At 37.8% G+C, this 13,968-nt stretch carries 11 protein-coding genes; 2 read left to right on the top strand and 9 right to left on the bottom strand.

Translation table 11 applies throughout. The features are described from left to right. Window positions 1-35: 35 nt before the first annotated feature. A complete protein-coding gene (locus tag GM418_RS16085) occupies window positions 36-1,451 on the top strand; it encodes a sugar transferase (RefSeq protein WP_158868111.1) in 1,416 nt (471 codons plus the stop codon). A gap of 1 nt (window position 1,452) precedes the next feature. Here the strand turns inward: GM418_RS16085 and GM418_RS16080 are convergent, their stop codons facing one another. From GM418_RS16080 to lysS, 7 genes are all read right to left on the bottom strand, one after another. Then, window positions 1,453-1,929 (bottom strand): VOC family protein, encoded by a 477-nt coding sequence (locus GM418_RS16080; RefSeq protein WP_158868109.1) that lies wholly within the window; start codon window positions 1,927-1,929, stop codon window positions 1,453-1,455. An 11-nt stretch (window positions 1,930-1,940) separates the two neighbouring features. Beyond that, the gene (locus GM418_RS16075) at window positions 1,941-3,179 is read right to left on the bottom strand and encodes an MFS transporter (protein WP_158868107.1); all 1,239 of its coding nucleotides are present in this window, start codon (window positions 3,177-3,179) and stop codon (window positions 1,941-1,943) included. 170 nt (window positions 3,180-3,349) lie between these two features. Beyond that, complete coding sequence (locus tag GM418_RS16070) at window positions 3,350-5,089, bottom strand: T9SS type A sorting domain-containing protein (RefSeq protein ID WP_158868105.1); 1,740 nt, start codon at window positions 5,087-5,089, stop codon at window positions 3,350-3,352. A 367-nt stretch (window positions 5,090-5,456) separates the two neighbouring features. Continuing rightward, the gene (locus GM418_RS16065; RefSeq protein ID WP_158868103.1) at window positions 5,457-6,572 is read right to left on the bottom strand and encodes a Gfo/Idh/MocA family protein; all 1,116 of its coding nucleotides are present in this window, start codon (window positions 6,570-6,572) and stop codon (window positions 5,457-5,459) included. Between the two features lie 200 nt (window positions 6,573-6,772). Further along, a complete protein-coding gene (locus tag GM418_RS16060; protein ID WP_158868101.1) occupies window positions 6,773-7,384 on the bottom strand; it encodes a 1-acyl-sn-glycerol-3-phosphate acyltransferase in 612 nt (203 codons plus the stop codon). 445 nt (window positions 7,385-7,829) lie between these two features. After that, entirely contained in the window at window positions 7,830-8,261 is a 432-nt protein-coding gene (locus GM418_RS16055; RefSeq protein WP_158868099.1) for a hypothetical protein, read from the bottom strand. A 296-nt stretch (window positions 8,262-8,557) separates the two neighbouring features. After that, window positions 8,558-10,267 carry a lysine--tRNA ligase gene (gene lysS / locus GM418_RS16050; RefSeq protein ID WP_158868097.1) on the bottom strand — a complete coding sequence of 570 codons (1,710 nt, stop codon included), beginning with the start codon at window positions 10,265-10,267 and terminating at the stop codon, window positions 8,558-8,560. A gap of 170 nt (window positions 10,268-10,437) precedes the next feature. On the opposite strand from lysS, the gene recJ reads away from it, so the two are divergent. After that, entirely contained in the window at window positions 10,438-12,162 is a 1,725-nt protein-coding gene (recJ, locus tag GM418_RS16045; RefSeq protein ID WP_158868095.1) for a single-stranded-DNA-specific exonuclease RecJ, read from the top strand. Window positions 12,163-12,173: 11 nt separating this feature from the next. Here recJ and GM418_RS16040 read toward each other — a convergent pair whose 3' ends face one another. Both GM418_RS16040 and GM418_RS16035 read right to left on the bottom strand, forming a co-directional pair. Beyond that, window positions 12,174-12,818, bottom strand: a complete 645-nt coding sequence (locus GM418_RS16040; protein ID WP_158868093.1) for an HAD family hydrolase — start codon at window positions 12,816-12,818, stop codon at window positions 12,174-12,176. After that, window positions 12,815-13,957, bottom strand: coding sequence for a 1-acyl-sn-glycerol-3-phosphate acyltransferase (locus GM418_RS16035; protein ID WP_158868091.1), 1,143 nt, complete (start codon window positions 13,955-13,957; stop codon window positions 12,815-12,817). Before GM418_RS16035 ends, GM418_RS16040 begins: the two co-directional genes overlap by 4 nt. Window positions 13,958-13,968: the final 11 nt, after the last annotated feature.

Genomic DNA, 13,968 nt, shown 5'->3' with positions numbered 1-13,968 from the left:
GCATTAGCTGAATTACCAGACTTAACCGGCAAAGAATGAACAAAAAAAGACAGGTTGCAAAATACTTGGTTTTTGATTTTTTAGCAGCGGCCCTTGGTTGGACTATATTTTTCATTTACCGCAAACTGGTTATAGAACCCCAGCGCTTTGGCATTGACATACCTTTGGATTTTACCAACCGTTATTTTCTTGGCTTGCTGTTTATTCCAGTTTTTTGGCTTACTTTTTATTATATCACCGGATTTTACAAAAACATTTTTCACAGATCGCGGCTGCTTGAACTCGGACAGACTTTTTTAACATCGGTTGTAGGTGTAGTAATTATTTTCTTTGCTTTGATTTTAGATGATTTTATAACATCGTATAAAGATTATTACGAACTCTTTTTTATTCTTTTTATCCTCCACTTCTTCCTTACCTATTCGTTTCGCTTAATTCTTACCACACGAACAATACATCGAATTCACAAACGTAAAATAGGGTTTAACACGCTTATTATAGGAAGCAACGAAAAAGCAGTAAAAGTGTATAATGAGATGATGAACCAGCAGCGCCCTGCCGGAAACTTATTTGTTGGTTTTGTGGGAGTTGAAAACAACAACGATGCGCTTTTAAGCGATTACATTCCAAAATTAGGCGGTGTAAACGACCTGACAAATATTATTGAAAGCAAACAGATTGAAGAGGTAATAATTGCGCTTGAAACCATTGAACACAAAAGATTAAGCGACATTCTTACAATAATTGAAAACCGGCAGGTAACAATTTGGGGAATTCCTGATTTGTACGATTTTCTGTCGGGCACGGTAAAAGTAAATACCATTTACAGCAGTCCTCTGATAAAAATATCAAACGGTTTGATGCCGGGCTGGCAGGAAAATACCAAACGTTTAATCGATGTATTGTTCTCGTTTATTGCATTGGTTTTGTTTTTCCCTGTTTTTTTGGTTTTAGCTGTGGTTATCAAAACCACATCGAAAGGCCCTATAATATATAAACAGGAAAGAGTGGGGCGTTTCGGACAACCTTTTAAAATCTACAAATTAAGAAGTATGGTTTTTAATGCCGAAAACGGAACTCCTGAACTATCGAACGAAAACGATGAGCGAATTACTAATATTGGGCGGTTCATGCGAAAAACACACCTCGACGAAATTCCGCAATTTATAAATGTAATTAAAGGTGAAATGTCACTGGTGGGGCCCCGCCCTGAAAGAAAATATTACATTGACCAAATCATTCAAAAAGCACCTCATTACACCCACCTTCACAAATTACGACCGGGAATAACCTCGTGGGGACAGGTAAAATACGGTTATGCTTCAAATGTGGAAGAAATGCTTGAAAGATTGCCTTTCGATATGATGTATCTGAAAAATATTTCGCTGTACATCGATTTTAAAATTCTAATTTACACCTTGATGGTAAGTTTTAAAGGAAACGGAAAATAGTTTACCGGCTAACTCCTTTATCGTTTTCCCAATGTTGAATCTCCACAATATTCCCTTCAGGATCCCGGGTATAGACTGCATTTAAAATTCCAACTCCTTCAATTTTTGTTTTAATAAGTTCGCCATACTTTTCACCGCCATTTTGAACCAGTTTCTCCAAAATGTCCTCCACATCTTCAACATGAAATGCGATGTGTGCAAATCCTGCTCGATTGATTACACGATTATTTTCCGCCAAATTCTCCGGCGAATATTCAAATATTTCAAGTGTCGGGCCTTTTTCAAAACCAGGGAGTTGAAGATGAATTCCTCTTATACCTGCTTTTTTCAAACCTGTTAATTGGTCTAACCAGTTTCCGCTTAAATTCCGTTCCGGCAAAATTGGAATGCAATCAAAAACTTTGATATAAAATGCGGCCAACTCTCTCCAGTTTGCAGCAACAATATTGGTATGAACATATTTAATTTTGGAAGACATACTTAACTGATTTAATTTCTTAAACCTTTGAGATAGTAGATGAAAATTGAAAATACTCCAAGAAACACAGAAACCACTATAAACGAAATTCCAATTCCAAAATGGTCGGCAACCACTCCAAAAACAAAGGCCAAAACAGATGTTAAGATGGTTTTGAGCAAGGACTGGGCCGAAATAACCGATGTTAAAACTTCGTTAGGGACGTTATCTGAAATATATCCGGTTAAAACCGGTTTTCGTACATTCTCAACCAAATAAATCCCAATAAAAGCGACCAACGCCACCACCCAAATCTCGCAGCTGTAAAAAAATCCAGTGACTGTTCCAAGAAAAAAGCCAAACAACAGTGTAACAAAAGGAAGGTCAATTTTATTGTTCTTTTCCAGTTTTGATGAATATTTTGACGCCCGGGAAGTGCCCAGGTAAATCAAAAAATAAATAACTCCTATTATTGCCCCGTTTCTTTTCTCATCTTCCTGGTTTACAAAAACCGGAATTAAAAGCGCCACACTTGCCATTAATGGCTGAATATAATCTTTTACCGCTTTTAAATAGGCCGAATGAAGCGCAGCCGTATTTATTATTTTCAAGACCTTAGGGCGTTTAACCATTTTAATCAGCGACTTAACCATAAAAACAAAGCTCACTTTCTTATTCTTTTCCGACTGATTTGATGAATGGTTTAATGCATTGGGGTATGACATGATCAGAAATAAATTTATCATGTACGGAACAATGGAATACAGAAAAATATTATGATACTCTCCGGAATAAAAAACAATTCCGCCTGCAATTAACGACGAAATTGCAGAGCCCATTTGCGACCACGAACGAGTATGCCCGTAATAATCTATTTTCTGATCTTCCCAGTTCTCAATTTTCAGGTATTCCATAATCATTCCTTTGTGGGTACCACTCCGAAATGCATCGCCTACACCATAAAAAATAAAAGCAACTAAAAACAACCAGAAGTTAGCGGAAATAAAAAATACAACAAACGATAAAATATAAGCTACAAAAGATCCCATCAACGAATTTTTTCGTCCGTAAGTATCAGCAACAATTCCGGATGGTACTTCAAAAATGTTTATACAGATTTCCCTTGCTGCATACAATACACCTATTTCGGTATAAGACAATCCTTTTTCAACCAAAAACAAAATAAAAAAAGCATCAAAAAACCGAAGATTTTTTAAAAATCCGTAAAAACTAAATTTGTAATATTGTTTGTTTTTAACAAACGAACTCATTTCCAAAATTTTAAGCAGAAAGATAATTTGTTAAAAATAGGTAACTATTCTGAATATTCATCAAACCAGTAACCGGCCGGTTGGCCGTTCCAAAATAATAGGTCAAAAAACGCAAGGAAACAAAAAAACCCCGGAATTCTCCGGGGCCACTGTCTAAGATAAAATTAAAATTACCTATTGTTCAAAATAAGTTGTTTTACAACCGCTTTATCACCATTCAGAAGCATCCTGCAAAAGTAAATTCCGGGTGAAGAAAGGGTGCCATTTTCATTCATCCCGTTCCATTCAACAGTATGAAGACCTTCTGATTTCTCTTCGTGTACCAAAACTTTCACTTTTTGTCCAAACAAATTGTAAATGCTGAGATCTATATCTGATTTTTTGGAAAGTTTAAATGCCAATTGTGTTGAAACGCTGAACGGATTTGGATAAGCCATTAACATCTCCCCTGTGTTTTTTCCTAAATCTCTGGCAAACGTTTCATTCTCTTTTTGTTTTACAACAATAGTACTAAAATGCTCAATTGCTGCGTAAATTTTATTTTTTACAGTGTCAATAGCTACACTTCCGGTACCATCATCTGTAAATCCGGTATTTTCTGCAAAAAATACGTCCAGATTTTCGGGGCTGACACCAAGCGAATCCAACAGGCCATGTTTATAGATCAGGCTTAAGTTCAAAGGAATATTAAAGTAATAAGGCTCAACAATTGAGTCACTCCCAACAGGCATTACATTAAACTTCACCCCGGTAATAATTTCATTTTCAAACTCTACTTCAACGCTGTCCTCATCTACTTCTGCATATTCGTCAGGAATAAACATATAAATAAGGATATCTTCATCAATACATCCAAAGGGGAAATGAATCATTCCTCCATTCAAAATATTCAAGGGAAAGGGTAATCCGCCAATCTTATATGACTCACCTTCATTAAATAATTTAGCCGGCAGTTCTGTTCCATCGGGAAGAACGCGATGTATGGTTATTGTATTTACTACCGGATCAACAAGAGAATCAACCACCAGCAGCTCTACTGACGCACTAAAATTACTATATTCTGCTTTGATCAAGGCCAACCCGGTTTCACCCGACAGAGTCAGCAAGCCAGTACTTGCTTCAATTGCCCCTATCGAATCACCGGACAGGATCCACACAACTTCTGCATCGTCGTGTTTATTCCCGTTTGTTTTATAAACAGCATCGTACTGGATTTGCATCAAGCTGCCCAGCGCGACTATTGTGTCGCCCGGCAGTATTTGCATTTGCCTGCTGTTATTGCCGTTGTTGGTTTTTACTTTTGGCTCTTCAACCTCAAGTTTTACCGTATCAGCTAATTCTCCCAGCGAAGCTACAAGAATTCCTTTACCAACATTATGAGCATAAAACATATTTTCTGAAGAATAGGAAAAGCTTCCAAGTTCCGCCGGCCAAACCGACCAGGAAAAAATAGTGTCAACCTTTTGATCCAGTTCGTTGATATAAAATGCAGCCAATTCAACCGAATCGCCGGCCATTACCTTAATTTTGCCGGGAGTAACCTTTACTTTGGGATATGCAGTATTTTCTTCTTCAGTACCTTTTGGGGTCCCTGTCACTTTTAAATTCACAGAGTCGCGAAGTTCCTTATACTTAGCAATTAAAATCCCTTCTCCGGAATGACTTGCAGTAAATAATCCGTTTTTGTCTACTTTGCCAAGATAGCCGGGCTCGGTATTCCATTTTATTTTCACCTCCTGCTCTATTCCCATACTGTCAGTATAACCGGCGCTTACGGAAATTGTCTCGCCTGGAGCCAGTTCAATACCCGGTGTTGTTATAAACAACGATTCCTGACTAAATACAGAATACGTGAATAATAGAAAAAACAGTAAAAGGGTTATTTCTTTTAACAAATAAAATTTCTTCATACTATCGCGATTTAATGATTGGTTTCAAATCAAGTATAAAAACGTAAATGACCCGAAAAAAGCCATTTACAATTTATACTGAATTTGTCAGGATATAGATAACCCCGCCAAACTAAATGTGACCCATCCCAAAAAAAGTGTGGTTTGGGGTTTGTAAACCATCACAAACGATCTTGCCTTCAAAAACAAGATCTTTCTGTACCGAAATGATACAGTCATCTTCTTCTTTCAAAAATTATAATTAGTTGCGTCCTTTTGTATATATATATTCGGAAAAACAGGAAAAGGTAATCTCCGCTACAAAAGACGTAGGCATACAACAAAGGTGCAAACATCTGTTATACTGAATTTTGGAGGCTAAAAAAATCTACTTTTTAAAAAAAACTGCTCTGCCGGTTCTGGCCGATTCACGGGCTGCATCGAGTATTTTTACCACTTCCAAATTGTTTTTAAGCGAATAAAGGCCATATTCAGGCTGAACAATTTTTTTGTGGATCACATCAGCAAAATAGGCAAATGGATCCTCGTAAACCGGGATATCGTCTGGTGTAATCTTTTTTTGAACTTCTGAACTTACATCAGCACCTCTGAATTTTATATCCGACCTGTTAAGTGCATAAATATATCCCTCATCTCCGTAAATTTCCATGTCTTTCCTGCTAAACGGCCAGTTCCACGATGCCTGAATAATACACTGCGCTTCAGGATAAGAAACAATTATGGTCGCCTCGTCGTCAACCTTTGGATAAACATCGGGTTTAAACTGGCGGGTTACTGCCGTAACAGAAACAGCCTCTTGCCCGTTTGTTAACGCGGTCATCAGATTGGCCCCGTAACACCCAAAGTCGATAATAGCACCGCCGCCATTTAAAACCGGATCGGTCAGCCACTCAAGAAAAAACCGGTCGCAACCAATTTCCTTTGGTCCCCGATGCCCATCGTGAATAACCACTTTCCTCAAATTCCCGACAAAATCATCTTCTCGCACCATTTTCAGCGATTGCGCCGTTGTGGGGTACCACGAAGTTTCATAATCCGTTAGCAAAAAAATATCGTGTTTTTCTGCCAATTCTGCCATTTGTTTTGCATGTTCCATATTTACCGCCAACGGTTTTTCCACCATCACATGAATACCGCGGGGAGCACAGGCTTCAACCACCGACAAATGGTCGAAAATAGAACCAAATGCGACCACAGCTTCCGGTTTTGTTTCATCGAGCATTTTTTCCAGATTGTGATAAATAATTTCAGCAGGCAATTCGTACCTTACTTTTACATTCCGGGTTAATACCCGGTTTGTATCGCAAACTCCTACCAATTCAAAGTCACCCTTATCGGGCCGGCCTAAAATAAATGAAATATGCCCGTGCGACATTCTAGCCACTGCCAGACGAATTGGTTTTTCTGCTTTTGACATGGTAGTTATTGCAATGGAAAACGCCAGGATTAAAACTGTTGCAATGCTTAGCTTTTGAGTTTTCATACTTGTTGTTTTTAGTTGGTTTATCAAAAATAGCAACATTTTGTTTGTCTATTGAAAAGAAACGATTTACACTTCGAAATAAACTAACAAACGGATAAAAGAGGGGTTCAATATTAGCGATGAAGTTGATCGCTGATTTTTATACTTACAACAGAATAACCAATATCAAACATTCTGTATTTATTAGAAATGCGGATATTTTAACAAAACGCTCCTCCCTGAAAACAATAGAGCTCCGGTATCAGCAGCTTTACCTGTTTAATTAATCCACATGCAGGGCAAATTGTTCCGGTTTTTTTCCCTTTTACTTCTCTATAAAATTCTTTAATCTGCCCCATAACAGCAGTAAAGTCAGAAGTGTCATAAATAATTCCAAGTACGCCCATTTCTTTTTTCCCATAATCAAGCGCAGCCACAACAATAGGAACCTGAGCTTTTTGAGCCATATAGAAAAACCCTTTATTCCATTTTTCCATCTTTTTTATCCACCCCTCCGGAGAAACAACAATATGCAATTCTTCTGATGATTCCAAAAGATCAACAACCTGATAAATGGCATTTTTACCTTTTACCCCGCGAACCGGAATCGAACCAAATTTCCTCATAACCAAATTCATGGGAAAAAAGAAGAGTTCTTTTTTTGAAAGAAATTTAAATTTAACACCCAGCTCCGTGAATCCGAGTTTCCCGTAAATCGCATCGATGTGTGCGGTGTGAGGTGCAAAAATGGTTACCGACTTTTTTAAATCGCCATAATCACCCGTTATTCGCCATCCACACTTTTCTAAAATTCTACCGGACAAGGTTTTCATAAGTCAGTTAGCTTCGTTTTTAATTACGGTCAAGGTACGACATTAATCGACACAGCAACTGAAAAACCAAAATAAAACTTTAGCTACTATTTGATTCAATTATTAAAAACGAAAATAAATCTCCAAATCCTTCATAAACCCTATATCTTTCCAAAGAAGAGATTATCAATTTAATACCTTGCCATAGTTATTTTCCACCATCTTCATCCAGATCTAATCAAACTGAAATCCGAAGAAAGAACCTCAAAGGTTACAGGGAACAAACATATTGGAGAAATGAGCACGCAATCGACGAAGAAGATAAAGATTTAAGTGATAAAGAATTCAAAAGGTTTGTAAAGGAGGAAATTATATCTAATGATGTTGATGAGTTTTGTGCACAGAATACTAAGGGGAACTTCCAGACAGCTCATATAAGCTATCTACAAATTTTCATGTTATATATTTACTTACTTATCAATTCTTGAATATTTCCCATTAGTTCATAATTTTTCTTTACCTCGCCGAGATTGGATTGAACTTTGGATAATAGCTTTTCCAATTCTAAACTAGCATATTTACTGGAGGATCGACCTATTTTTGAAAATGCTGTTTTTAAAATCTTCATATCATTCTCGTTTTCATCTATTCCAGCTACCAATTTTTCGACGTATGATTTCAGTTTTTCATTAAATTGTTGTTTTAGTTGGATTTTATAAACTGTGTGAAATATTTTCTGATTAATCACGTCTGTTTCTATAATCAGTTGCCTAATTTCCTGTTTTCTTTGTTCGAATTTCATTCCGAGTTCTTGTCTATGACGATACATAGTATAAAAAAAACTAATTAATGAAATTACAATTGCTATAGCAGAAATATAGTCTGACGTTCCAATCATAACGGCTCTCTTTATTATAACATAGGATTAATTGTATTAAAGAAAAAAGCCAGAGCTTGCTTTTCATCATTACCTAATCTATGCTACTTGTTAATTATTTGTTTTCTATTACTTAAATTTACAAATAATTTCTAATTGTTTGTTCTTTCTGCATCCATTTCATTAGCTTTTATCTTGTGATAATTTGGTTATTTATTGACACTTCGGACTCCAAACCTCATCTTTAAGAAACAAAAAAAGCCCCTTCCTGAAAATGAAGAGGCTGTATCTTGAATCCTGGTTCTTTATTCTTAGTTCTATATTAATTCCACAAACAAACCATCATCGTTTTTTTCTACTTTGGCCAGTTTGTGTTTGGTCAATCCTTTTATGGTTTTGTCCCATTTTTTGTTGCTGAGCCCCGACTTTTCTTTCAGCTCGTTCAAATCAACCGGAGATTGCGCTTTTAACAATTCCATCACTGCTTTTTCATCGTCGGTCAGTTCAACCGTAACTTTCTTTTCCGGTTTCATTTGCGGGAAGAAAAGTACATCCTGAATCGATGGACTGTTGGTCATAAACATGGTTAAACGGTCGATTCCCATTCCCATTCCTGAAGTTGGCGGCATTCCGTATTCCAGTGCACGCAAAAAATCCTGGTCGATAAACATGGCTTCGTCATCGCCTTTTTCCGACAAACGCAACTGTTCTTCAAAACGCTCGCGCTGGTCAATCGGGTCGTTTAATTCCGAATAGGCATTTGCCAGCTCTTTTCCGTTTATCATCAATTCAAAACGTTCGGTCAACTCCGGGTTTTCCCTGTGTTTTTTTGTCAGCGGTGACATTTCAACCGGATAATCGGTAATAAACGTTGGCTGAATGTAATTATGTTCGCATTTCTCGCCAAAAATCTCGTCAATCAGTTTTCCTTTTCCCATGCTCGGATCTGTTTCAATTCCCAGCTTGTCGCAAATCTCACGCAATTCCTCTTCGCTTTTGCCCGAAATGTCATAACCGGTATATTCTTTTATCGCTTCGGTCATGGTTACACGCGGATAGGGTGTTTTGTAATCAATAATATTTTCGCCCAACTGCACCTTTGTGGTTCCATGAAGCGCCAGCGCCACACGTTCACAAATCTGCTCGGTGAAACTCATCATCCATTTGTAATCTTTGTAAGCCACATAAATTTCCATCACGGTGAATTCCGGGTTATGTGTGCGGTCCATCCCTTCGTTACGGAAATCTTTGGCAAATTCATATACACCATCGAAACCACCAACAATCAAGCGTTTCAGATAAAGTTCGTTAGCGATACGCAGGTAAAGCGGAATATTCAGCGAATTATGATGTGTAATAAAAGGGCGTGCCGCTGCTCCTCCTGGGATAGGTTGTAGAATAGGCGTTTCAACTTCAAAGTAACCGTACTCGTTAAACATCTCGCGCATGGTATTGATGATTTTTGTACGCTTAATAAATACATCTTTCACCTGCGGATTTACGATTAAATCGACATAACGCTGACGGTACCGTTGTTCAGCATCGGAAAAAGCATCGTAAGTTTTGCCATCTTTTTCTTTTACGACGGGCAGCGGACGAAGCGATTTATTCAGAACCGTTAATTCTTTTACATGAATAGAAATCTCTCCCATTTGTGTTTTAAAAACAAAACCTTTAATACCGATAATGTCGCCAATATCAAGCAGTTTTTTAAACACCTCGTTGTACATGGTTTTGTCTTCTCCGGTGCACAACTCATCGCGGTTTACATATATCTGAATTCGTCCTTTATAATCCTGAATTTCGGCAAACGAGGCCTTTCCCATTATCCTCCGGCTCATTAATCTTCCGGCAAAAACAACATCCTGATAATTGCCCTCCTCCTCACTAAAATTTGCTTTTATTTCGGTGCTTGTTGCATTTACTCTAAACTCAGCCGCAGGATACGGATCGATGCCCAGTTCGCGTAATTTTTGCAACGAATTTCTCCTAATAACTTGCTGTTCGCTTAATTCCTGATTACTCATTTTATCTCTTTCGAAAAATTTTCCGGCAAAGATAATAAAAGAACTTGTATCGCATTTGTTCTCAGAAGAATTGAAAGGAAAAGAAAATAAATGGTAAGGTTAAATAAATATTTTTCTATTATCAGCCGGCAATTTCTATCTTTGCACATTAACGGTTTGGAACAATATTTATGGAAAAAGTGTGGAATCTAAAAAAGCGGGGCGATCAAAATGAAATTAAACATTTGTCGGTTGCACTAAACGTAAATATGGTAATTGCCAAACTGTTAGTTCAACGCGGAATAAAAACTTTCAACGAAGCAAAAGCATTTTTCAGACCCCGATTGAGCGACCTCCACGACCCCTTTGTGATGAAAGATATGGGGAAAGCGGTTGAGCGGCTGGAAAAGGCCATTGCCAACCAGGAAAAAATTCTGATTTACGGCGACTATGACGTCGACGGCACCACATCGGTAGCTCTGATGTACACCTTTTTAAAATCGCGTTTTCAGCATATTGAATATTATATTCCTGACCGATACAGCGAGGGCTACGGGATTTCTCCCAAAAGTATCGATTACTCTGTTAACAATGGATTCTCGCTTGTGATTGCCCTTGACTGTGGTATTAAAGCGGTGGAAAAAATTGCAAACGCAAAAGAGCGCGGGCTTGATTTTATTATTTGCGATCACCACAACCCTGATGACGAAGTTCCTCCGGCTGTGGCGGTTTTAGATCCCAAACAATCTGACTGTAAATATCCTTACAAGGATTTATCAGGATGTGGAGTGGGCTTTAAGTTTTTACAGGCCTATTGCCAGAAAAATAATATAGAGCAGGAAGAAGTGCACGATTTACTGGATTTGGTTGTGGTAAGTATCGCTTCTGATATTGTTCCACTTACAGGAGAAAATCGTGTTCTTTCATATTACGGATTAAAAAAGTTAAACTCAAACCCCGGAATTGGGCTGCAAACCATTATCAATTTTGCGGGGTTGAATGGAAATGAAATCACAATAAGTGATATTGTTTTCAAAATAGGACCACGTTTAAATGCTTCGGGCAGAATTGAACATGGTAAAAAATCGGTTCAGATACTGGTTTCCAACGATGAGGATAAATCGGATTTACTGGGTGAAGAAATAGATTCGTTTAATGAAATCAGAAAAACCCTTGACCGAGACATTACTCAGGATGCGCTGGATACAATTGAGGAGAACGAGGAACTGAAAAATATGAACAGTACGGTTTTATATAACCGCGACTGGCACAAAGGGGTTGTTGGAATTGTTGCATCCAGAATTACAGAGCAATATTACCGCCCCACTGTCATTTTAACCGAATCAAACGGACAGGCAACCGGTTCTGCACGCTCGGTGGGAGATTTTGATTTGTATGAAGCAATCGGGAAATGCAGCGATTTGCTCGAATCGTACGGTGGGCATATGTATGCAGCCGGACTAACCATGAAAATTGAGAATATTCCGGAATTCAGAAAACGTTTTGAGGAAATTGTTACAGAGCAAATCACCGACCTTCAGCAAACACAAACAATTGAGGTCGATGCAAAAATCCCGTTAAGTGAAATTACACCGCGGTTTTTCAGGATCTTAAAACAATTCGCGCCATTCGGTCCACATAATATGACGCCGATTTTTGTTACGGAAGATGTTTTTGATGCAGGAACCAGCCGGTTGGTTGGAAAAAATCAGGAACACCTGAAACTTGACTTGGTTGAACCCGATGTGAACTCTGGAATATTTCCCGGAATTGCTTTTAACCAATCAGACAAATTTGACCTGATTACTTCCGGACTTCCGTTTGATGTATGTTATTCCATCGCTGAAAATGAATACAGGGGAAAAACCAACCTTCAGTTATATATTCGTGACATAAAAAAACGTGATATTTTCTAAGCCCCGTCAATTTAAAATTCCTGCCAGCTTTTTAACTCCAAAAGTTTCTCCATTACCGGCATGTTGGTTCCTTTGAGTCTTTGTACTGATTGATGCCCGTCGGCAACTAAAATACATTTTATTCCAAGCTGCTCAGCTACTTCAAAATCATGAGTCGTATCCCCTACAATCCATGAACTTTCAACGTTAATTTGATACTGTTGAATCAACTCTTTTCCTCTTTCTATTTTTGAAACTGCATAGTGATCATTTAAGCCTGCTACTCCTTCAAAAAAATGAAAAATTTTGTTTTGTTGAAGTGTCTTTTCAAGCATATTTTGTTTCATCGCCGAAAGAACAAACTGCCGGAATCCCTGATTTCTGAAATACTCAAGTACATCTATAGCAGACGGATGCAGTCCGCAACTTCCGACGCCGCCATCGTATAAATCGATAAATTCTTTTGCAGGGATTGAAAAGTCCTCTTTTTTAAAATCAAAACCTATTGCTTTATAATATTCTTTCACCGGAAAAGAAAACACCTCTTTGTAACTGTTCCGGTTTAACAAAGGTAGTTCTCTTCTTTTTAGTAAAATGTTTATTGTTGAAATACAAAAATCAAGATCATTCAAAAGCGTTCCGTTCCAGTCCCAGATAATGGCCTTTGTCATTTTCATCCTCCTGTTACAGCAAGTTTATTTATTACCGGATTGGCATAAATTCTTAAAAATCGCTCGGTAATATCTGTAATCGGGAAATCGATAAAAATCATCGCCTGTTCCAACATCAGCTCAAAATGTTTTTTCTCTTCTTCCGAATATTTATGTCTGAACCGGTCCTCCCCTGTCAGTAAATCGTAGGCAACATAATTGCTGGGCCACAGTTTAAAGTTGGAATATATCTGACTGTCAATTTTAGCAGCCAGTACCTCTGCCAGTTGATTTTGTTTCTCTCTTGTTTTTGCTTCCTCAAGATCTATTTTAATTTGAGTTCCAAATGAAAAACGCATTCTTCCTTTTGGATTAAACATCCCCATCGACATACTTTTCAAATCGTCTTTGCTGGTTTTTTTCTGGCCATAATGTTCCTTTTTTATCAGCTCTTTCATTTTTGCCAAACCACAAGGTTCTATCTCGTATGAGATTGATACCGGAACAATATTCAATTCATTAAATCCTTCTGAAAAACCTGACGCATTACTCATATTCAGCATTTTAAGTACACTCACCTGCGTTTTGTCAAATCCGTCTTTAGTGCGGCCTTCCCGCTGTGCTATCCAAACCGAAACATTGTCTTCAACAATTGATTTTCGTATATAGTGAGAAACTTTCTTTGAAGATTCCATCAATTCCCGCGGTGGAAGATTCCGCTTCACAACAAAAGCACGGTTAAGTTTTACTGCATGTTCAATCCAGGTATATAAAAGCAGGTTATTCCCGATGGCAACATTCGTTGTATTCATTCCCTTTTCAAAAATAAGATAATTGATAAATGCTGCATCAAGTACAATATCGCGGTGATTGGAAATAAAAAGGTACGCTTTCTTTTTATCGAGTTTATCGAGACCTGTGTGAGTCAGCCCATCCGAAGTTTTGTTGATAATCATCCGGAGCATGTCGTATACAAAAGTTCCCTGTAACTGCCGCACAGTTCGCACCATCCGCAACTGCAATTTTATCATCTCCACCTTAGGCCGGACTTTGAACATGTGCATTAAAACCTCATCAAAAACAGGGTCTTTAATCAGCAATTTTATTTTCTCTTTAACTTCTTTGTCGGTATAAGGGCGTATGTCATCAAAATTAAATTCAGGCATTTTTAGCTTTT

Origin of the sequence: Maribellus comscasis (genome assembly GCF_009762775.1) — a bacterium.
Lineage (GTDB): Bacteria > Bacteroidota > Bacteroidia > Bacteroidales > Prolixibacteraceae > Draconibacterium > Draconibacterium comscasis.
Note: the sequence above shows the minus strand (reverse complement) of the source record. Positions and strands in the feature narration are given on the sequence as shown.